Raw genomic sequence first — 19,244 nt, 5'->3', positions numbered from 1 at the left:
TAATCTCCTGCACTAGAGAGAACGAATTGGCGATTGGAAGACTTACAAAGTTTTTAAAACTTCGTAAGTCTGGCTTCTGAAACTACTTTTACCAGGTAGTTAGTTCTGAACTTCTGCAGGTGCCTTTTCTAACTGCTGAGTATCGATATGATACCTGTTAACTAAATGCAGCAGTACCCCATTCGTCCAGCCGAAACCATCCTGAAGCGGGTATTCGCCGCCGCCTGCTGTCAATTGGGTATCAACCACGTTATACTTTTCAAGCAATTTGCCTGTTTGTTTGAACACCCGGATGTTAAGTTTGAGCCAGCGGGTGGCTATTTCTTTAGCCAGCGTATTGTAATTGTACTTTTCAAGGCCGTCTATAGCTATGTATTGCAGTGGGGCCCAGCCATTGGGGGCATCCCACTGCTGGCCGGAAAAGTTGAGGGTAGTAACCAGCCCGCCGGGTTTCAGGAAATTATTTTTAAGCCCGTCGGCTACAAGGCGGGCTTGCTCATCACTGGCAATTTTAAATTCGAGAGGGAACTCACCGGCAAGTGTTTCCACGGCAGATTGTTGTTTCAGCTGCCAGTTGTAATCATCAAACCAGCCTGTTTTCTGGTTCCAGCAATATCTCAGGATAGCAATCTTACGGTCACGGGCTCGTTTTAGATACATTTTAGCAAGTTTGGCATTCTGACCCTGGTTCAGACTGCGGGCGATTGTCATTTCCAAATTATACAAAAGACAGTTCAAATCTACGGGGATAATATCAATGGTTTGTATAGCTGGCAGTTTTCCCGAAGCATCAAACCAACGGGTGCTGAAATCCCAACCCGAAGCCGCAGCCGCCCGTACGTTGCGGTAAAATTGCGCTGCCGGTTGTTTGCTTTCTTTGGCGGCATCAACATCTTTTATATACGATTCTTCGCGGGGTTCATCACTTTCGTCCCAATAGCGGTTCAATATCTGCCCATCCGGCATTCGTACAATCCGGTGTGTAGCCTGATTGGCTTGTACAGCTTCCCAACCATACATCCAATATTCATATTCTTTGATTAATTGCGGCCTGAAATGTACCAATACTTTCTCTCCCTCAATTTTTGCCAACAGGTTTACCATCATAGCAAAAAATGGTGGTTGCGAACGGGTAAGATAATAACTTCGGTTGCCATTGGGTATAAAGCCATATTTATCAATGAGGTAAGCAAAGTTTTCAACCATGTTACGGATCACTTTAACCTGGTGACTTTCCTGTAAACCCAGCATCGTAAAATAAGAGTCCCAATAGTAAATTTCCCTGAACCTGCCACCAGGTACAATGTAAGGGTTAGGCAGCGCCAGGGTTGATGAAAAAGGTTTTGTTTCATCCGGACGGCGTTGTAATACCTGCCACAAAGTATCAATATGTTTGCGGATACCTGCAGATATATCTGTTTGAAAATTGTTGTGGGATACAGGTACGTTAAAATTGGCCAATACAAATGTCTGCAGGTTAAACCCCGGCTGATCTTTCTGTTCGTTATAAGCTTTCATGATCAGTGCTGGATCCTGTTTGGGTGTTGCGTCGACAAAAGTTTTGTTATCAGGGAAAATGGTTGAAGTTTGAACCGCCTCAAACAACCCTGGAAATTGTTGCCGGGGTGTAAGTGTTTGTGATTTTGCATTAAGTACAAAGAATAAAAATGCGAGTAAAAAAAGTTTTCTCATCGGCCTAAAATTATACCCTGCTGCAGGATGGGTAACTGGTTTATAACAGACCATAAATTTACTATTTTTGAAAAGAATATAACTGGTATTTGGTTTGTTTTCAAGGTTTTTTGTGCGATATTACCGCAGAGAAATAATAGATATCAGGGCATAGGCCAATTATAAAACAAAATATACAATCCATTTATTATGATAAACTTTTTACAGAAGGGAAGTATTATATTTTCGTTGTTACTTACCCAGCTATGCTATGGACAGTTGCGAGTGAATACCCTGCCTTCCTGGGCGTTTGGTGGCTTTGTCCGGCCGGCAAATATCAATCCTATTATCTCACCAGATACGGTTTCACGCTTTCTTGATCCGATGAGTAAAAAGCAGGTGCAATGGGAGGCCAATGACACTTTTAACCCGGCCGCAACCGTAAAAAACAACAAAATAATAGTATTATACCGGGCGGAAGACCTATACGGCATCGGTATTGGCTTCCGTACTTCACGTGTTGGGTATGCCGAAAGTGCCGATGGTATTCAGTTTAACAGAAGAAAAACCCCGGTGCTGTATCCCGATAATGATATTGCTAAAAAGTACGAATGGCCCGGAGGCTGCGAAGACCCTCGCGTAGCCGTTACCGCCGGGGGGACTTATGTTGTTTTTTACACCGAATGGAACCGCGACTTGCCAAGGTTAGGTGTAGCCACATCGAAAGACCTCATCCATTGGAAAAAACACGGGCCGATATTTGAAGCTGCCTATCATGGCAAGTTTTTCAATATCGCCAGTAAATCGGCTTCTATATTAACCCGGGTAGTTAATGGTAAACAAGTGATTATTAAAACAAATGGAAAATATTGGCTGTACTGGGGCGAACATCACGTATACGCGGCAACATCGACAAACCTGGTAGACTGGGCCCCGGTGGTTGATAATAAAGGAGAGTTGAAAGAACTCATGTCCCCACGTGATGGTTATTTCGATAGCGACTTAACCGAATGCGGCCCGCCTGCATTGATGACCAAAAATGGTGTAATCCTGTTTTACAACGGCAAAAACAAACCCGCCGAAGGCAGGGACACTCGGTTTAACCCTAATTCATACTGTGCAGGGCAAGCCTTGTTCCATGCAAAAGATCCTTCTAAATTCAAAACACGCCTTGATATTCCTTTCTTAAGACCAATGGAACCTTTCGAGAAAAGCGGCCAATATATTAACGGAACAGTTTTTATTGAAGGAATGGTTTATTTTAAAAGGAAATGGTTCCTTTACTATGGCTGTGCCGATTCGCGGGTAGCCGTAGCCGTATATGATCCATCGATACCGGCGTCTCCTGATCCGGTTGAATAGTATTTGACATTTGTTTACTGTTACTTTTGGCCCGGCATTAGTTGCTCATGCTATTGTTACTTTTTTAGTGCTCCCATTATTATGAAAATCTAAAACGCAATAGCAACGGGTAGCTTGAATACTCAACAGTAATTAACTAATTCAACAAATCAAGGAGGTCATCTTTTGACAGTGAACTTGTAACAGCGCTGTCGGGCTTGATCAGGTTATTTGCGATATCTTTTTTTGATTGCTGCATCACCATGATCTTTTCTTCAATAGTGCCGGGGCAAATAAGCCTTACTGCCACAATTTTTTTATCCTGGCCTATGCGATGGCAGCGGTCTATGGCCTGGTTTTCGACAGCCGGGTTCCACCACGGGTCGACGAGGTAAACATAATCTGCTTCTGTTAAATTAAGACCGGTACCACCAGCTTTTAGGCTAATGAGGAACACCCTGATGCCGGGATCGTTTTGAAATTCATTAACAACCTGCTCTCGTTTGCGGGTTTGACCGGTGAGGTACGAGAAGCGAATCTCGCGGGATATCAACTCCTTGCGAATAAGATCAAGCATAGAAACAAACTGCGAAAATATGAGAATCTTGTGCTGGTGCTTTTTGTTTTCTATTTCCTCAATCAGCGTTTCCAATTTGGCCGATGCATCACCGGGCATTTTTTCGCCTTTTATGAGCATCGGCGAATCGCAGATCTGCCTCAATTTGTTTAACCCTTTTAATACGTTCATCGGGCTTTTTTTTAGCTCCTCGTTTGTTGTGGCCGAAATGTACTCTCTGAATTCCTTTTCGTATGAGTCGTAAATATGACGCTGCTCCTGCTTCATTTCGCAATACAGCACCATTTCGGTTTTTTCGGGCAGTTCTGTTGCAACCTGCTGTTTAGTACGCCGAAGTATAAAAGGCCTAACTTTTTCTCGTAGTTCGGCGGCGCGTTTGCTGCCCTTAAATTTATCGATAGGAACAGCATAAATATCCTTAAAATATTGCTTGCTCCCCAATAGACCTGGGCAGGCAAATGAAAGTTGACCGTACAAGTCGAACGTATTATTTTCTACCGGGGTACCCGTTATCGTAATTTTATTGCGCGATTTCAGAAGCCTTACAGCCTTGTAACGCTGCGATTCGGGATTCTTTATATTCTGCGATTCATCGAGAAAAACGTAGTTGAAATTGAAATCCTTTAAGAAATTAATATCTGACAGTAACGTGCCGTAGGAGGTAAGCACTATCTCATACTGGTGCAGGTGTTTGGTATGCTTAAGCCGTTCAGCACCGTAAATGGTATGGATGCTGATGGAAGGCGCAAATTTTTGTACCTCCTGCTGCCAGTTAAACAGGAGCGAGGTTGGCACTACAATAAGATTGGTATTGTTTTCGGTTTTGCTGCGCTGTAAAAGGATAAAGGCAATCACCTGGAGACTTTTACCCAGACCCATATCATCGGCAAGGCAGCCGCCAAAATTAAGGTTATCCAAAAAACTTAACCAGTTTAATCCCTGGCGTTGGTAAGCGCGAAGCGTTCCGTTTAATCCGGGAGGAACCGGTACTTCATCAATGCTTTCTGTACCGGTAAGCTTTCTGTTGTATATCGCAAGTTCGTTTCGCACGTCCTCGTCAAGCATTTCCTCGTCGTAATATTGCTGTATAGCAGTATAATTACTTTTTGAAGTATGCAGCGTGTCATCATCAGCAATCTCTCCCGAATTAAAATAACCGGTGAATTTCTCTATCCATTCGGTTGGCAAAATTCCCCGGGTTCCATCATCAAGGCGTACATACTTGCTTTTATTTTTTACGGCCTGGTGAACTTGTTTTAACGAAGCTCTTTTTTTGCCAAATTTTAAATCGATAACTGTGTTGAACCAATTAATCCCGCTCACTACGTTGATGGTTATCTTTACTTTATGAGGGTTCAGCTTGTTGCCTTCCAGTTCGTTAAAGCCGAGTATTTCGATATTGTTGTTATGCCATTCGTCAAATACATTTAAAAACCACTTCTCATCTAAAAAGTGCCTTTTATGCAGGTAGAAGTAGTCGAGGCCGTTATCCAACTGTTCGTTAAAATAAGGATGTTGTTTTACAAGCAGGGCTGCAAAGGCTATTTCCTCATCATCGCGCCGTTTAACTAAAAATTGGTTGCCTTTTTCGTCGGTTCCGTAGATCTGCTTTTGCGTGCGAATAGGAATCTCGGCCTCGCCATAACGCAGCACGGGGATGATCATTACATGTGCGCCAAAGTCCGACAAATAAATGATCTTTTCGGCAGGCTGATCAAAGCCCTCTTTTATTATCTGTTCCTGTGTTGCAGGCTTAATGTAAGTGTAATCAATGCGGAGTTTGCTTTCCAGCTTATTAAGCAAGTGTGATTTTAATTCTGCAAACTTACTCTTATGCACCTGCAGGCTACCCTGTTTCTTTTTCAGCAAATCAATGATATTCAATACCTGCAGGTTTTCAATAAGATAAAGCGCGTTACCTATGCCGATAAAATAGGTATACCTGATATCAAGATCTTTAATATCATACAGCAAACCATCGATGTTAAAAATACCGCTTATTTCATAAAACTCATCCCAGGTATTTACTTTTAGCTCCAGGTCACTTTTTAAATTTTTAACCAATACAGGGTTTATCGAGCCAGCTGTTACTTTATCCGAAACAGTGTTGTCATGCGCGTAAAAACTGTAGGCCAATGGGTTTTTAACAACGGCTTTTAGTGCTGCGATATCCGCAGCAGTTCTTTGTATGTTAATATGATTTTGAAACTTATGTACCCCGGTAAAGAATTTGAGTTGCTGTGCGTCATTCGTTTCCCAAATCAGGTCTAAAGGAGCTATAGGCACAAGGGGGTTCTTGATTTTTCCATCTTTGGTGCTTTGTGCGGTGTATAGTTCAATAAATAAATATTTATAGTATTTATGCTGTTTTAGTATGATACAAGTTGTTTTATCCGTGTCCTCGCCAGGTTGCCCAACCGGTTCAGAAATGTTATTAACTATAACGCTTTGCAAACTGGCAAGGCTCTCTTTGGTAATGGCTGTTAACGCGGCGGAGCGGGGGACTATCTCGAAATTTTTAGACAGTGATTTTACCTCGAAAAACTTGTCGAGATCAGGGGCCTCTTCAAGTCCGTAATCAGCTGCTGCTTTTTTTAACTTTTTATGTCTTAGTTCGTCATCAAAAAATAACCGTAACTCATCACGCTGTGTTATTGCCGATAGTACCTGTGCCTGGTGCTCGCACAGTTTATTACCTGTAGCATGGCACCCGCACGAAAGTGCCAGCTGCCCTTCATGACTGGTAATGATTACCTCGGGGAAGGCAACCGTACCCGACTGATTGGTAAAAGCTCCGTGGTTAATTTCCAAATGTTTAGCCAGTATTTGCCTGTAACTTTGCTTGTCAAAATAAATGCTGACGGCTGCATGAGCGGCAATAACACTTTCACTAAAGTCGGTTATGGTTGCGCCTTTGATGATAATATTATGGTTGCTTTCGCCTTCCTGGTAGCTGATTATCCTGATCACTCGTATATTGATGTGTTACCCGGTAAATATCATAACAATTATATAAAAGAAGACAATCACCAACGCATTTTCGTTAACTATGTAACAATTATATTCTTTATCAAATATTTACCTTTAGTAAACGTATCTGCCTTAATTTAGCCACTTAGTTCAGTACTATGAAGTATTCAAAATTCTTATTGCATCTATCCATATTAGCAATTTCTTTTTCCCTTTATGCCTGCCATACCGTTTCTGGCAACAAACAAACCTCCGATAATGAACAGGTTAATATGCACAGTGCTTATGATGACAGCACACTAAATCGCCATATACTACCGGTTTTAATGCCCTACAACCGTATTATTGATCCGGCAGGAACGGTGATATCGTTTGGCGATGCATCCGACGAAAATCATAGCATGGATGTAAGGCTGATCCCCGGCACCAGGTTTATCGCTGTCGAAGACCGATACGGACTTACTATAATTGATACACTCTCAAAAAAAGTAACCACCCGCTGGACCTATAAACAAGATCCCCGCTACGGCGGACTTACAAGTACTTACTCCGGCCTAAAAGTTGTAAATATTGACAATCAAACTCAAATATATTGGAGCGCTGCAGCAGGCAAGGGTAAGGATTCAAAATCGTACGTTTTCCAGGCTATCTGGAAAGATGGTAATATCAGCATACAAAACACTTTCAATTTTAAAGCTGAAGGCGAGTCGCCATTGGCATTACCTAACGATTTAGCCATCAATAAAGAAAGCAGCACAAATTACTTATATGTAGTTTTAAACGGGAATAATCAACTGGTAAAGATTAATTTAACTGATAATAAAACCGTTTGGACAAGATCGACCGGTGTTGCACCTTATGGATTGACGATAGCAAAGGGCAAGATATTTTTAACCAACTGGGCCGGGCCGCAAGCTATTGATACATTGAAGCGTGAAACAGCGGGTGTACCCTATGGTAAGGCTTATGTCGATCCTAAAACAGGGGCAACAGTGCAGGGCACTGTAATGGTTATGGATTTGGCTAAAGGAGATGTGATCAAGGAAATTACTGTGGGGCTGCATCCTAATGCCATTATCAACAGTGCCGATGAAGCTTTTGTTTATGTTGCGAATGGCAATAGTGACATGGTATCGGTAATTTCAACAAGTTCATTACAAAATGTAGCAGCGATTGATGTTAAATTAAATCCTGGCAAAAAGAGTTATATAGGTGATACGCCCAATGCTTTAGCCATTAATGCCGATGGTACAATACTTTATGTAGCAAATGGTTTGGATAACGCTGTGGCCATGGTAAAATTGGGTAGTAAAACATCTCTTAAAGGAACCGGCACTAACGAAGTGAAAGGCTTTATTCCAACCGAAGCATACCCTGGCGGCCTGGCTGTTGACGGCAATAATTTATTTGTAACTAACCTGGAAGGAGAAGGCTCGAGGGTAAGTGCCGATGAGATCGGTAAAAGCAATTTGAAAGGTGATTTACCCTCGGGAGCAGACGTTACAGCTTACAACTCGCACCATTCGAAGGCTACGGTATCAATGATAGCCATTCCCGATGATGCTTTGCTTAAAAAGTATACTCAAAAAGTCCAAAACCTAAACCTGAGTTTCCGCCAGCAGATAGCGCAGCTACTGCCCCGTAAAAACATTGCGCCTAAACCCATACCAGAGCGTATTGGCGAGCCATCGGTATTTAACCATGTGCTTTATATCATCAAGGAAAACCGTACATACGACCAGGTTTTGGGCGATATGCCTGAAGGTGAAGGCAATAAATCGCTTTGTATTTATGGTAATAGTGTTACCCCTAATCAGCATAATTTAGCGCGCAACTTTTTATTGCTTGATAATTATTATGCCTCAGGAAAATGCTCTGCCGAAGGGCACCAATGGACTGATGCCGCTATGGTTACAGATTATGTTGAAAAAAGCGTCCGTTCATGGTTTAGAAGTTATCCTCATGTGCAGGAGGATGCTTTGGTTTATGACGGGAACGGTTTTATCTGGAATAATGCCGCCGATCATGGCAAAACGGTCAGAATTTACGGTGAAGCCTGTGCCGTGCATTTTGATGATAAGTTAAACTGGAGCGATATTTATAACAATTACACAGCAGGTAAACCATTCGCATTTAAAAACACCAGCACTATTTCTCGGGTGAGGCCAATGCTGTCACAAAACTTCCCGGGATCCGACGAGCATAAGATTAATGAACAGTTACGGGCCACCGCTTTTATTAAAGAGCTTCATGAATATGAGCAAAAGCCTGGTGACCAATTACCGCAACTGATGATCATGGCCCTATCGGCCGATCATACTGTAGGCACCCGGCCAGGCTACCCGACACCTGATGCTATGGTAGCTGATAACGACCTGGCGCTTGGCCGGATTGTTGAGGCTATTTCAAAAAGCCGTTTTTGGAAAAACACGGTAATATTTGTCACCGAAGATGATTCACAGGCTGGGTGGGACCATGTGTCCGCTTATCGTACTACAGGGTTTGTGATTAGTCCGTATAGCAGGTTGCAGCACAAGGTGAGCAAAAACTATAATCAAACCTGTGTAGTACGTTCTATTGAGCAAATATTGGGTTTACCACCAATGAATATCATCGATGCTACTGCATTACCTATGTTTGATTGCTTTACCGGCAAGCCATCTGCATACACTTATACCAGTTTAAGAAACAGGGTGCCGATTAATAAAATCAATCAGCCTTTTTCTGCGTTAAAAGGCTCCGCTTTGCATTTTGCACAGCTATCATCGAGGCCCGAATATGACCATATTGACGGTGGTAATGACGATGTGATGAACAGGATACTGTGGTTTGCTGCCAAAGGCAAAAAAGCTTATCCTGCTAAACTGGCCGGCAAAGATGAAGACGATGATGATTGATCGGGAAAATAGCTAACGTTAACATCATTTCCAGAGGTTAACTATATAATATCATATGGATGCTCAGAACTCGCTGTCTTAATCAGATAGTGAGTTTTTTTATAGCTGATTGCCTTAAATCTCTAATGATTGATTAATTGTTTTATACGTAAAAATACGGGAAACTCTTCTGAAAATTCCGTGAAATTACGTGGTCATTTATGCACGATATTACTTTATCTTTATTGCAAACCTCGTCAGCGCCTGCAAGCAATTAATCAATCAATTTTTCAACCTAACCAAAAAAATTATGAAAATTTCTGCGCTTGATGAGAACGGCGCGCCAGTTGACTGGTGGTTTATCTACAAAGTTCCGCAACTTGACGGAGGTGTGGGTAATGACAAAGCTACAGGGTACGAATATGTTTATTACGACTCAACTATCGATGCAAATACCGATGCCCGAAAAAGAACGATTACCAAATCATCCAATGTTTTGAATGGCGATAAAGGAGCACTTAACCTGACGATGGACTCCGTTTTCAAAAACTTTAAATCACCGGCTCCGAGTATCGGATGGGTCCTTTATAATGACGAGATGCCCGAAAGTGTTAATAAACATGATGATGGCACCAAAGGGCATACCAAAGGGGTACTGGCATTTGATACCGAATCTAAAACCGCATTTTGGTTACTTCACTCATGGCCGAAATTTGCAGATCCTGGTGCTGTCAAAGATCCTACGCCCAAATACGGGCAAACCTATCTGTGCATTTCATTGGATTTGGATACCGCTAATCTTATTGCCAAACAGATGCTGAACCACCAGGAGCCGCAAATCTATCTTCATAATACCGCCAATCTGCCCGCAACTGCTGAGCTGCATTCGCTAACACAGCCTTTGACGAGCCACCCGATTGCTCTGGGCGACTCCATTGATTTAAAGTCTATTGGCGGTATGCCATTCAAAGTTATAGCCAAGAACCGGGAATGGAATAAAGATTTTTGGAACGAATTGGTAGGGCCTATCCTAAACGATGATTTAGACATTGAAACCTGGATTCGCGGTCCTATTCCACCTATTGCTGATAGCGACGGCATTCATAAAACTTTTGACATCAAGTATATCAACTTAGGTTTCATGGGCGCACACTGGGCCTGGCCCGAAACACATGACCATGCCAAATGGGGAGTCACATTGCATGATCCCTGGGTTTGTGTTGGCGATATCAACCGCATGATTTCGCAAAGGAGGCGCGGCGGTTGTACAATTGCATTTCAAAATCAAACCTTATGGTCGGGTTTATCCAAAACAAGTTTGCTTTTAGCGCCTCCGGGGCATAACAGGACCGAAGCGCACGTGCTGATCCAAAAAACGCATCATCTTCATGCGGAAGCACCATTGAGGGAACAGCAGTAAACGTAATTTACAATTTAAATTTTTCCATATGCGACTGTATACAAATATCCTGCTCAGGCGGGATTTTTGTATACATAGTAGGGCTGATTTGCTTATTTTTAACTCTCTGCTTGATAGAGAATTATAAACCAGTGCAGCCAATGATTTTAAACCGGAAATACTTTAGCTTCGGAGCGGGGGGCTACGCATTTTTGTTAATCGTTCTTTTTACGACTAACGGCTTTGCGCATGCTCAAAACTTATCCAACGAAACAAGACCACGCATCATTATTACAGCCGATCCGGAATTGGATGATAATAATTCGCTTATTCGGTTCCTGCTATATAGCAGTGATGTTGAAATTGAAGGATTGATTTACGCGAGCAGCGCTTTTCATTGGAAAGGAGATGGCAAAGGAACCAAATGGTTTGTACCGGGGCGGGAGTATACCCGCTTTGGATTAAACTTGTGCCCATGTGAATCCTGGCGGTGGGGTGAAGATGAGCATTTCATTCATGATGCTGTGTATACCTACGCAAATGTTTACCCCAATCTAAAAATTCATAATCCCAATTATCCTGCACCCGATGTACTCAAAGGCAAAATCAGGATTGGGAATATTGAATTTGATGGTGATATTTCAAAAGATTCGCCAGGTTCAGATCTCATCAAAACCCTGATACTTGATGATAAACCGGGCCAATTATTTATTACAGCATGGGGAGGCCAAAGCACTATAGCGCGTGCTTTAAAAGCTATTCAGGAACAATATGAGTTCACCACCAATTGGGAGCAAATAAAATTAAAAATTTATCGAAAGGTGGTTTTACTTCCCTCCGGTGACCAGGATGATACTTATGCAAATTACATTAAACCTAACTGGCCGGGTATCGAATACCGTGAGTTTAAAGGCGGACCGAACTATGGATATGGAGCCCAGTTAAATGCGGCTTCACAGGATTCCGTTTATATGACAGCATCCTGGATGAAGGAAAATATATCAGGCAGGGGGCCATTAGGGGCCCTGTACAGGGTATGGGGCGATGGAAAACAAATGGTAAAAGGCGACATTATGGACTATTTTGGTCTCGGCGGCCATACCAACGACGAGTTGAAGGAAATAGGTTATGTTGTATGGATGCCTGTTCAGCAAAAAGGTTCATGGTTAGGGGAGGGCGACAACCCAACATTTATGAACATGCTTGACAATGGATTGCGCGCATATGAAAAAGGTACTTATGGAGGCTGGGGCGGCACCGCATTTATTGATTCTAAAGGTAAAAACATCTTCTTCCAGAATAGTGATACGTCATCCCAGGCTATGGCAGCTTCACTCGCTGCGCCGAAAGACCGAAATAATACGTACCCTGACTTTTTTCCCGCCGCTCAGCGGGATTTTGCCGCCCGGCTTAAATGGTCGGTAACGCCAGTATATACAAGAGCAAACCACGAGCCAGTCGCCAAAATAGAAGGTCCATTAAATGTCAGGGCAGCAGCCGGCGAAACGATCAGATTAAACGGAGCCGTTTCTGATCCTGACGGAAATCTGGTTTCTGTTAGCTGGTGGCAATTTCAACAAGGAACTTATCCTGGAAAAGTGTCGATATTAAATCCCGAAGCTAAGCAAACACAAATCGGGGTGCCTAAAGACGCTGTTTCTGGCCAAACAATTCACCTTATTTTTCAGGCAACTGATAACGGCACACCATCTCTTACCGGCTATCAGCGTGTGATTATAACAGTGCGGTAAACAGAAACCTTAAAAGATTTTTCGATGACCAACACCAGCAACATAAAATTGGTGTTACTGTAACGCCAGTCAGCTCCAGGTGAAATTTGATTTTAGATTTGCTTTCACATAGGCTTTTTCGATAGCGAAGTTATCAGGCTCCACACCGAGTATGTTACGGACGGGAGGCGCGAAATATTCTTCCAGCCCCGAAGTATGGGGTAATAAATAGTAGATGTTAATATGGTTATAAGGCAGGTCTGGTAAATATCTCCGCAAATCGTTGTTAAGCTGAAGCTTCCCTTGTTTCACCAGTTTCATAACAACTATTCCCGTAAATATTTTGCTGACAGAAGCCAGGCTAAAAATGGCATCTTCTGTAAGTGCTGAATTAGTTTCGGAAAGTGGGGATACGGTAACTTCACAGTTTATTTTTTATGAAGGGGCCACGCATCCTGTCACCCCCCCCCGAAAAAAGTATCTATGGAAATGATCGCCATAACATCTCCTATATTCCTTCTTCAAAAGGCAATTATGAGGTCGTACCTGATGTAGAATATAATTATTTCCTGATGGTGCTTTCCAAAGAATATTATTTCATTTTACGATCGTCATGCTTTGATCCATTCTGCATTCGTATCAGCTATCCTCGAGGGTAAATATACATCGCTCGCTGCACAAAACCTCGCCGCGACTATGGAAATGAAACGCGTAATCAATGCTATTTGCGAGTGTAAAAAACAGGCGAATTAAAAAGTTTTATACAGAATCGAAAGTACTCGGACTGTTGATGCTGCAACTGGAGCAAATGCAGATTAACAGCGATGAAGCGGAGAGAACATTGATAAAAGCAGATGATCTTGATAAACTTTACCAGGCAAAGGTATTTACTCGACAGGGACTACGTAAATCCACTAACTGTCAGAAAATTTTCCAGATTAATTAGTTTGAATGAGTTTAATTAAAACAAGGCATCAAAGCTTATTACGGTACAACGTTTATGGATATATTGGCAGGCTGAGAATGGAAGCCGCAAAAAAATGATACTCTATGAGCATACAAGTGTAGCTGAAGCCCCATGCGATAGGTTTTAAGGATCAGGCCCATCTTACGAGCGCTTTCAAAAAATATTTATGGTTATTTTACCAATTGAGGTGAAACTAACCATTTAAAAACGGATATTCAACTCGCCTGGGTTGAGTGATGGACAAGGAGAGTAATTTCTCCTGCCAGAAATAACCAAACATGGATGTAAAATATTGGGGCACAGGGGATAGCTGGCTGTATTTTCCAGCCCTGGTTTAGAGTGATAAAACAGTTATCATTTGCCTTTTTTTGATTAATTTCGGTTCATGCAAAAGATCCCTATCCGGCAATTGAACAAGGCGCAGGAAGTCCATCCGATCGCTGAACAGTTCAAAATTCGCCGCCTGGAGGACATAATCGCGGATAAAGATTTACGACACCCTTTACACCGTCATAGTTTCTTCTTTTTACTCGCACTTACAAAGGGAAATGGCAGTCATGAAATTGATTTCATTGCACATGAAGTACAGGGTCAGTCTGTTTTCTTTCTGCGTCCAGGACAGGTACACCAACTTTTTTTAAAAGTGGGTTGTAATGGCTACCTGCTTGAATTCAACGATGAATTTTATCATCCTAAAGATCACTCTTCACAGCAACGGTTACGAAAAGCCAGCAACAAGAATTTTTGTCGGCCTGATGCTGAAAGTTTTAAGAAACTTGAGACGGCGCTGGCCTATATGTTTCGGGAATATACCAACCGGAAGGAGGGTTATCAAGATATGATCAGGTCGAACCTGGACATTTTTTGCACGGAATATGTCAGGCAAAGCAGAAATACCAATGGCAATACTTTACAAGGCCGGACTTATGTGCAGGAACGTTTTGAAGATTTTTTAGAACTGATCGATAAAAATATCGCAACCCTGAAGCAGGTAGCGGCTTATACGGATCTGATGCACCTTTCGCCGTACCAGCTGAATGAAATCACTAAATCTGCCGTAGGCAAAACCGCTTCTGACCTTATCAATGAACATATTATTCTCGAAGCTAAACGTTATTTGCTGGCTACATCAAACCAAATAAAGGAAATCGCAGAGCAGCTGGGCTATGAGGATGTTTCGTACTTTATTCGCTTTTTTAAAAAACATGCCGGCTCTTCGCCGGATGCTTTTCGCCAACAGTTTAAGGCCTAAACTCCTTAAAAACCAGATATACGTCTATACGTTTGCCGTAACGCCACGGCTATATAATTCGCTGGCTGGCCAATATTGTTCAATCCGTAAGCATAGAGAACAACCAATTCGATGCGCTTTGTCTGAATGGAAAGGCTTTACCCCCAAGCTACGCGCTTGCTTCAAGCGGCGAAAATCACTTCTTGCGTTACCAAACAAGACTATGGATTGATACGACCAACAGCGAGTTGAATCGGGTATTAAAGTTTTAATTGGCTTATTTATAGTTATCGAAGTAGCGTTTCTTTGGCTTAATCCTATAAAATTGGAGACTTGTCCTACCTGCCCGGTACGCCCTGATGGTAGTTTTGCGAGTATTAACAATTCACAAAATCCGATGAAAATAAAAATGAAACTTGTCGCCGCCCTCAAGATCTGGGTGGTGATTTACCCATCGATACTGCTCTTCAACGTGTTGTTCGGAGCAGCGTTAACGGGGTTGCCCGGCTATCAACGTATGTTTATTTTAACGCTTGCCTTAGTGCCCTGGATGGTATTTGTGGCGATTCCGGGCCTGGAACGACTCTTAAGGAAAACCAAAGCGGATTAACAAAAAAGGGCTGTTCCAATCGAGCAGCCCTTGTCAACTAACTTACCAGGTTTTGATGATTTGCCCGGTGTGCGCGCCAAACAAACTTTTACGGAAAGCGAATTCCAGCTCGCGCATCGTGGTGGGTATTTCTCCCGGGAAATATGGAAAGTACTGAGGAGAATCTTCAATAACAGTCGGGCTTACTGCGTTGATCCGAATGCTATTTTCCAGTTCTATAGCAGCGGCACGTACAAAGCCCTCCACCGCACCGTTAGCTGCCGAAGCATTGGCAAAGTAGTGTTGCGGTTCTTCGGCCAGGGCGCCGGTTATAAGCGTAAAGGAGCCTTTCGGATTGATATACCGCTGGCCGATCAATACGAGGTTAATCTGGCCCATCATTTTTCCTTCGACACCTTTACGGAATTCCCTATCATCCAGTTTACTCCAGGGGCCGACATAGGTTGGGCCCGCGGTCGAGATGAGTGCGTCAAAACTACCTGCCATTTTAAACATATTTTCGATTGAGGTAGTAGAAGTAATATCTGCCGTAATATCTCCGCCTTTGGAAGCGACGCGTATCACTTCATGTTCTTTTTCCAGGGCACTGCTTAAATATTGCCCCATGGTGCCTGTAGCACCTACGATGATGATTTTCATACTTGATTTATTAATTTATTAAAGTTTAAGTGTCAAGGTTGGGTTTCTGACCAACACACCTGATCACCGAGCCCGTTCCGTCATGGTATATACCTTCCTGCAGCCTGATATAAGGTTCGTCTAAAAATATCACCTCCGGGAAACCTGTAAAAAGTCCTCGCGCGAATAAAGCATGCCTAATTCCCTGGGCTCGCCCACGTTGGGATTGGCTTTATTATACTCCAGGTGCGCTTTGCGAAAAGCTTCCAGGATAATCATTCCGTCTGGTTTGAGCCAGGAATGGAGTTGCTGGTGTATAGCCGCCTTCCGGCTCGCAGCGAAATGCGCATGAATAAGGGCTATTGCATCAAAAGAGCTGGGTTCAAAATTTACTATTTCGATATGTCCACGCGGTAATCCAGGCTAACCCAATTAGCGCCGGCTATTGCCAGTGCTTTTGTCCTTCCAGCCTCGCTCAAATCTGCGCAGGTAACTTCCCATCCCAATTTGGCCGCATAAACACCGTTACGGCGTTCGCCGTCGCCCGGCATTAAGATCGATCCTGGTTTTACTACGGGCAATTGTGTTTCAAAAAATTTATTTGGCGCAGTCCCGCAGGCATAGGTCGCCCGGCTATAGCGCTCGTTCCAGAATTCTTTCATTTCCTTATTTTAAAATTGTTCGGTAATCAATTGACGGCTGATAGCAATACCGGCTGTGGCCCCGGAAGAGACAGCGTTGGCTATAGTTCTTATTTTGGTGGTATTATCACCGCAGGCAAAAACGCCGGCAATACTGGTTGCCTGAGCGCTATCCACCTGAATATAGCCTTCGTCGTTTAAGGCACAGCCCAAAAGTTCCGGAAGCGGGCAGGCTTGCCGGAACGGGCTGCGGATATAAGCAGCCGACAACGCAACTTCACTGCCGTCTACAAATTGTATGTGATGCAGGTGGCCATTATGATGCTGCAACCGAATTATCTGTTTTTCTACAATACCGATATGATGCGCGTGAAGCTTTGCGGTTTGTTCAGGGCTTAACGTTGCCGGACCGTTTGTAAAGACGGTAAGCTTGCCGGTCCAGTTAGCAATTAAGCTGACTAATTCATAAGCGTCATTACCGTTCCCGATAATACCGGTTTTTTGATTACGCACTTCATAACCATGGCAAAATGGACAATGGAGTACTGATATCCCCCAACAATCAGCCAGGCCGTCGACATTTAGCAACAGGTCGCAGATCCCGGTAGCGAAGAGCAGCTTAGCGACGCCAAAAACCTCACCAGAAGACACCTCCACTTCAAAATCTTTGTCTGTCCTGACAGCTTTAACCACTGTCCGGTTTAAAAAACTTACGCTGCTATATTGTTCCAGCTGTTTGCGGCCTTGTGCCGCAATTGCAGCGGGTGTCTCGCCATCCCGGGTCAGAAAATTATGCGAATGAGGGGTCTGCGCATTACAGGGTTTACCGTTATCGATGATGAGGACTTTGCGTAAGGCCCGACCTAAGGCCAAGCCGGCGGCCAGCCCGGAGTAACTTCTACCGATAATTATCACGTCAAAGTGTGTTTGCGTTTTCATTCTGTCTTTTTGATACAAAGATATTCGCGGACATTGATGGGGAATAGGACGATGAACGAGTTAAGTGGGACTTAACTCAAAATGTTATTTAAACGGTATTTCAACACTTCTGAGTGGATAAATTACACTTGACTGACGCCGTTGACTAATTTTAAAATGGTAGTCACCCTGGTTTTTATACCTTATAAAGCTTTTTACGGTTTAACACGTTGCCCGCCTATTTAATACTTTATTCAACCGAAGAGCCTATCGTAAACACGCCACAGGAAGCGATAAACTGTTTTCTCCAAACAAATATAGACATCCTGGTAATTGAAGGGTATTGCATAAAAAAGAAGACATACGCAGAATAGATGGAGTCAATTGTTAACCTACAAAACCCAGCCATTTACAGGTAGTTGACTTAGATTAGCGACAAGTTTACAATTTTAATATTAAATAATACTTGATGACAGCGGCAGGAAGCTAAACGGGCCTACTAAATGAGGCTGAAGCACTGATGCCGTCGACTTCAAGATCCTGTCCGCTACCTGCAATTGTGCTTACCGTTATTTGTGCGGGTTTATGGACGTTTTTAGCACAATATGACGCCAGCATATTGCTGTCGGCCAACGTGCTAATCATTGGTTTGGCCGGATTGATCCTATCTTTATTACAATGCTGTTGTAAAAGAACGGGCCGGCAATATGGGCACATTGATAGAATAAAGACGGTAATTGAGCGTTACATTCATTGTTTAGTGCATGAAAAGAGTCGTTTGGGGAGTAATGTTATCTGTATTGCTGTTATTGACGGTTGCGGCATAATTAAATCTCTGGGTAGAAATCCGGATTATGCAGGACCTGTACCAGGACTGATTACCGGATTTCCGGGTACAAAGCATTATCATGATGATATGCCTCAAATAGATGTGCTGATCATTTCACATTATCATTATAATCATCTGGATTACCGGACTTTAAAAAAATTGAAGAACCGTATTAAAATGGCTGTTGTACCGATGGGAGTAGGCTCTGATCTGGTGTTTTGAGGATTTGACCAAAAGAAAATCCCCGAGCTTAATTGGAACCAATCAGTTCGTTACCCGGTGATATCCGGATTACCGCCACCCCGGCGCAACATCGCAGTAACCGTACGTATAATCAGGAAAACAAAACATTGTGGGCATCTTACGTTTTGCAGATTGGTAACTATAGGCTGTTTTACAGTGGTGATGGTGGTTACTGCCCACATTTTAAAAAAATAGGCCAGCAATTCGGGCCATTTGATCTGGCGTTTTTAGAATGTGGGCAGTACAGCCCTAACTGGCCCTGGAGTCATCTTTGGCTTGGACAACCCGCCCAGGCAGCCGCCGACCTGGCGCAACCTATTCACTGGGCCAAGTTTGTGGAAGCTAATCAGTCATGGAATGAACCGATAAAAAGGCTTGTGCCTGCTGCAAAATTGTGGGGCATCGAATTAAACGTTCCGCGTATTGGAGAGCCTTACACTTTAGGCGGCTCCCTTAAGCAGGATGAAATTTTAAATAACCGAATTAATATCCAATATTTCTTAATTTTTGAAAACGCGATGTTCTGTTTCTACTGCACTATATTTTCCAAGTTTCAGGCCCTGGAGCATCACATTTTGGACCACTTCATTTAACAGGTAATAGTCCAGAAATACTAACCTTGA

16 protein-coding genes are annotated in these 19,244 nt (G+C 43.0%); 9 read left to right on the top strand and 7 right to left on the bottom strand.

Annotated features, from left to right (window positions below; all coding sequences use genetic code 11):
- Nucleotides 1-99: 99 nt before the first annotated feature.
- Nucleotides 100-1,692: an alpha,alpha-trehalase TreF gene (gene treF, locus ACP26M_RS09025; protein WP_426588102.1), complete on the bottom strand. Its 1,593-nt coding sequence runs from the start codon at nucleotides 1,690-1,692 to the stop codon at nucleotides 100-102.
- Nucleotides 1,693-1,881: 189 nt separating this feature from the next.
- On the opposite strand from treF, the gene ACP26M_RS09020 reads away from it, so the two are divergent.
- Nucleotides 1,882-3,033 carry a glycoside hydrolase family 130 protein gene (locus ACP26M_RS09020; protein WP_426588100.1) on the top strand — a complete coding sequence of 384 codons (1,152 nt, stop codon included), beginning with the start codon at nucleotides 1,882-1,884 and terminating at the stop codon, nucleotides 3,031-3,033.
- 136 nt (nucleotides 3,034-3,169) lie between these two features.
- Here ACP26M_RS09020 and ACP26M_RS09015 read toward each other — a convergent pair whose 3' ends face one another.
- Nucleotides 3,170-6,559 carry a DEAD/DEAH box helicase gene (locus ACP26M_RS09015; protein WP_426588098.1) on the bottom strand — a complete coding sequence of 1,130 codons (3,390 nt, stop codon included), beginning with the start codon at nucleotides 6,557-6,559 and terminating at the stop codon, nucleotides 3,170-3,172.
- Between the two features lie 158 nt (nucleotides 6,560-6,717).
- Between ACP26M_RS09015 and ACP26M_RS09010 the strand changes: the two genes are divergently transcribed.
- The 3 genes from ACP26M_RS09010 to ACP26M_RS09000 all read left to right on the top strand — a co-directional run bounded on the left by ACP26M_RS09010 (nucleotide 6,718) and on the right by ACP26M_RS09000 (nucleotide 12,585).
- Nucleotides 6,718-9,456 carry a bifunctional YncE family protein/alkaline phosphatase family protein gene (locus ACP26M_RS09010; protein WP_426588096.1) on the top strand — a complete coding sequence of 913 codons (2,739 nt, stop codon included), beginning with the start codon at nucleotides 6,718-6,720 and terminating at the stop codon, nucleotides 9,454-9,456.
- Nucleotides 9,457-9,745: 289 nt separating this feature from the next.
- Nucleotides 9,746-10,855 carry a deoxyribonuclease II family protein gene (locus ACP26M_RS09005; protein WP_426588094.1) on the top strand — a complete coding sequence of 370 codons (1,110 nt, stop codon included), beginning with the start codon at nucleotides 9,746-9,748 and terminating at the stop codon, nucleotides 10,853-10,855.
- A gap of 140 nt (nucleotides 10,856-10,995) precedes the next feature.
- Nucleotides 10,996-12,585: a nucleoside hydrolase-like domain-containing protein gene (locus tag ACP26M_RS09000; protein ID WP_426588092.1), complete on the top strand. Its 1,590-nt coding sequence runs from the start codon at nucleotides 10,996-10,998 to the stop codon at nucleotides 12,583-12,585.
- A gap of 69 nt (nucleotides 12,586-12,654) precedes the next feature.
- Here the strand turns inward: ACP26M_RS09000 and ACP26M_RS08995 are convergent, their stop codons facing one another.
- Complete coding sequence (locus ACP26M_RS08995) at nucleotides 12,655-12,996, bottom strand: serine hydrolase (protein WP_426589712.1); 342 nt, start codon at nucleotides 12,994-12,996, stop codon at nucleotides 12,655-12,657.
- A gap of 920 nt (nucleotides 12,997-13,916) precedes the next feature.
- Between ACP26M_RS08995 and ACP26M_RS08990 the strand changes: the two genes are divergently transcribed.
- Nucleotides 13,917-14,783 carry an AraC family transcriptional regulator gene (locus tag ACP26M_RS08990; protein WP_426588090.1) on the top strand — a complete coding sequence of 289 codons (867 nt, stop codon included), beginning with the start codon at nucleotides 13,917-13,919 and terminating at the stop codon, nucleotides 14,781-14,783.
- A gap of 376 nt (nucleotides 14,784-15,159) precedes the next feature.
- On the top strand, nucleotides 15,160-15,372 hold the full coding sequence (locus tag ACP26M_RS08985; protein ID WP_426588088.1) for a hypothetical protein: 213 nt from the start codon (nucleotides 15,160-15,162) through the stop codon (nucleotides 15,370-15,372).
- Between the two features lie 42 nt (nucleotides 15,373-15,414).
- Here the strand turns inward: ACP26M_RS08985 and ACP26M_RS08980 are convergent, their stop codons facing one another.
- From ACP26M_RS08980 to ACP26M_RS08965, 4 genes are all read right to left on the bottom strand, one after another.
- The gene (locus tag ACP26M_RS08980) at nucleotides 15,415-16,011 is read right to left on the bottom strand and encodes a short chain dehydrogenase (protein ID WP_426588086.1); all 597 of its coding nucleotides are present in this window, start codon (nucleotides 16,009-16,011) and stop codon (nucleotides 15,415-15,417) included.
- Between the two features lie 129 nt (nucleotides 16,012-16,140).
- Nucleotides 16,141-16,269: a hypothetical protein gene (locus ACP26M_RS08975; protein ID WP_426588084.1), complete on the bottom strand. Its 129-nt coding sequence runs from the start codon at nucleotides 16,267-16,269 to the stop codon at nucleotides 16,141-16,143.
- 113 nt (nucleotides 16,270-16,382) lie between these two features.
- On the bottom strand, nucleotides 16,383-16,652 hold the full coding sequence (locus ACP26M_RS08970) for a hypothetical protein (RefSeq protein WP_426588082.1): 270 nt from the start codon (nucleotides 16,650-16,652) through the stop codon (nucleotides 16,383-16,385).
- Nucleotides 16,653-16,661: 9 nt separating this feature from the next.
- Nucleotides 16,662-17,570: an NAD(P)/FAD-dependent oxidoreductase gene (locus ACP26M_RS08965; RefSeq protein ID WP_426588080.1), complete on the bottom strand. Its 909-nt coding sequence runs from the start codon at nucleotides 17,568-17,570 to the stop codon at nucleotides 16,662-16,664.
- 209 nt (nucleotides 17,571-17,779) lie between these two features.
- Here ACP26M_RS08965 and ACP26M_RS08960 point away from each other — a divergent pair, with 209 nt between their 5' ends.
- From ACP26M_RS08960 to ACP26M_RS08950, 3 genes are all read left to right on the top strand, one after another.
- Complete coding sequence (locus tag ACP26M_RS08960) at nucleotides 17,780-17,923, top strand: carbamoyltransferase C-terminal domain-containing protein (RefSeq protein WP_426588078.1); 144 nt, start codon at nucleotides 17,780-17,782, stop codon at nucleotides 17,921-17,923.
- Between the two features lie 185 nt (nucleotides 17,924-18,108).
- On the top strand, nucleotides 18,109-18,600 hold the full coding sequence (locus ACP26M_RS08955; RefSeq protein WP_426588076.1) for a hypothetical protein: 492 nt from the start codon (nucleotides 18,109-18,111) through the stop codon (nucleotides 18,598-18,600).
- Between the two features lie 32 nt (nucleotides 18,601-18,632).
- A complete protein-coding gene (locus tag ACP26M_RS08950; RefSeq protein WP_426588074.1) occupies nucleotides 18,633-19,214 on the top strand; it encodes an MBL fold metallo-hydrolase in 582 nt (193 codons plus the stop codon).
- Nucleotides 19,215-19,244 lie beyond the last annotated feature (30 nt).

Origin of the sequence: Mucilaginibacter sp. R-33, from assembly GCF_049949235.1 — a bacterium.
Lineage (GTDB): Bacteria > Bacteroidota > Bacteroidia > Sphingobacteriales > Sphingobacteriaceae > Mucilaginibacter.
The sequence above is the reverse complement of the archived record's forward strand: the minus strand, read 5'-3'. Positions and strand labels throughout refer to the sequence as shown.

Bases quoted from the DNA above. Each gene is read 5' to 3' on its own strand.
- ACP26M_RS08975 (WP_426588084.1), bottom strand. From the start codon at position 16,269: ATGATTATCCTGGAAGCTTTTCGCAAAGCGCACCTGGAGTATAATAAA.
- ACP26M_RS08990 (WP_426588090.1), top strand. From the start codon at position 13,917: ATGCAAAAGATCCCTATCCGGCAATTGAACAAGGCGCAGGAAGTCCAT.
- ACP26M_RS08965 (WP_426588080.1), bottom strand. From the start codon at position 17,570: ATGAAAACGCAAACACACTTTGACGTGATAATTATCGGTAGAAGTTAC.
- ACP26M_RS09020 (WP_426588100.1), top strand. From the start codon at position 1,882: ATGATAAACTTTTTACAGAAGGGAAGTATTATATTTTCGTTGTTACTT.
- ACP26M_RS09010 (WP_426588096.1), top strand. From the start codon at position 6,718: ATGAAGTATTCAAAATTCTTATTGCATCTATCCATATTAGCAATTTCT.
- ACP26M_RS08980 (WP_426588086.1), bottom strand. From the start codon at position 16,011: ATGAAAATCATCATCGTAGGTGCTACAGGCACCATGGGGCAATATTTA.
- ACP26M_RS09005 (WP_426588094.1), top strand. From the start codon at position 9,746: ATGAAAATTTCTGCGCTTGATGAGAACGGCGCGCCAGTTGACTGGTGG.
- ACP26M_RS08970 (WP_426588082.1), bottom strand. From the start codon at position 16,652: ATGAAAGAATTCTGGAACGAGCGCTATAGCCGGGCGACCTATGCCTGC.
- treF (WP_426588102.1), bottom strand. From the start codon at position 1,692: ATGAGAAAACTTTTTTTACTCGCATTTTTATTCTTTGTACTTAATGCA.
- ACP26M_RS08985 (WP_426588088.1), top strand. From the start codon at position 15,160: ATGAAAATAAAAATGAAACTTGTCGCCGCCCTCAAGATCTGGGTGGTG.
- ACP26M_RS09000 (WP_426588092.1), top strand. From the start codon at position 10,996: ATGATTTTAAACCGGAAATACTTTAGCTTCGGAGCGGGGGGCTACGCA.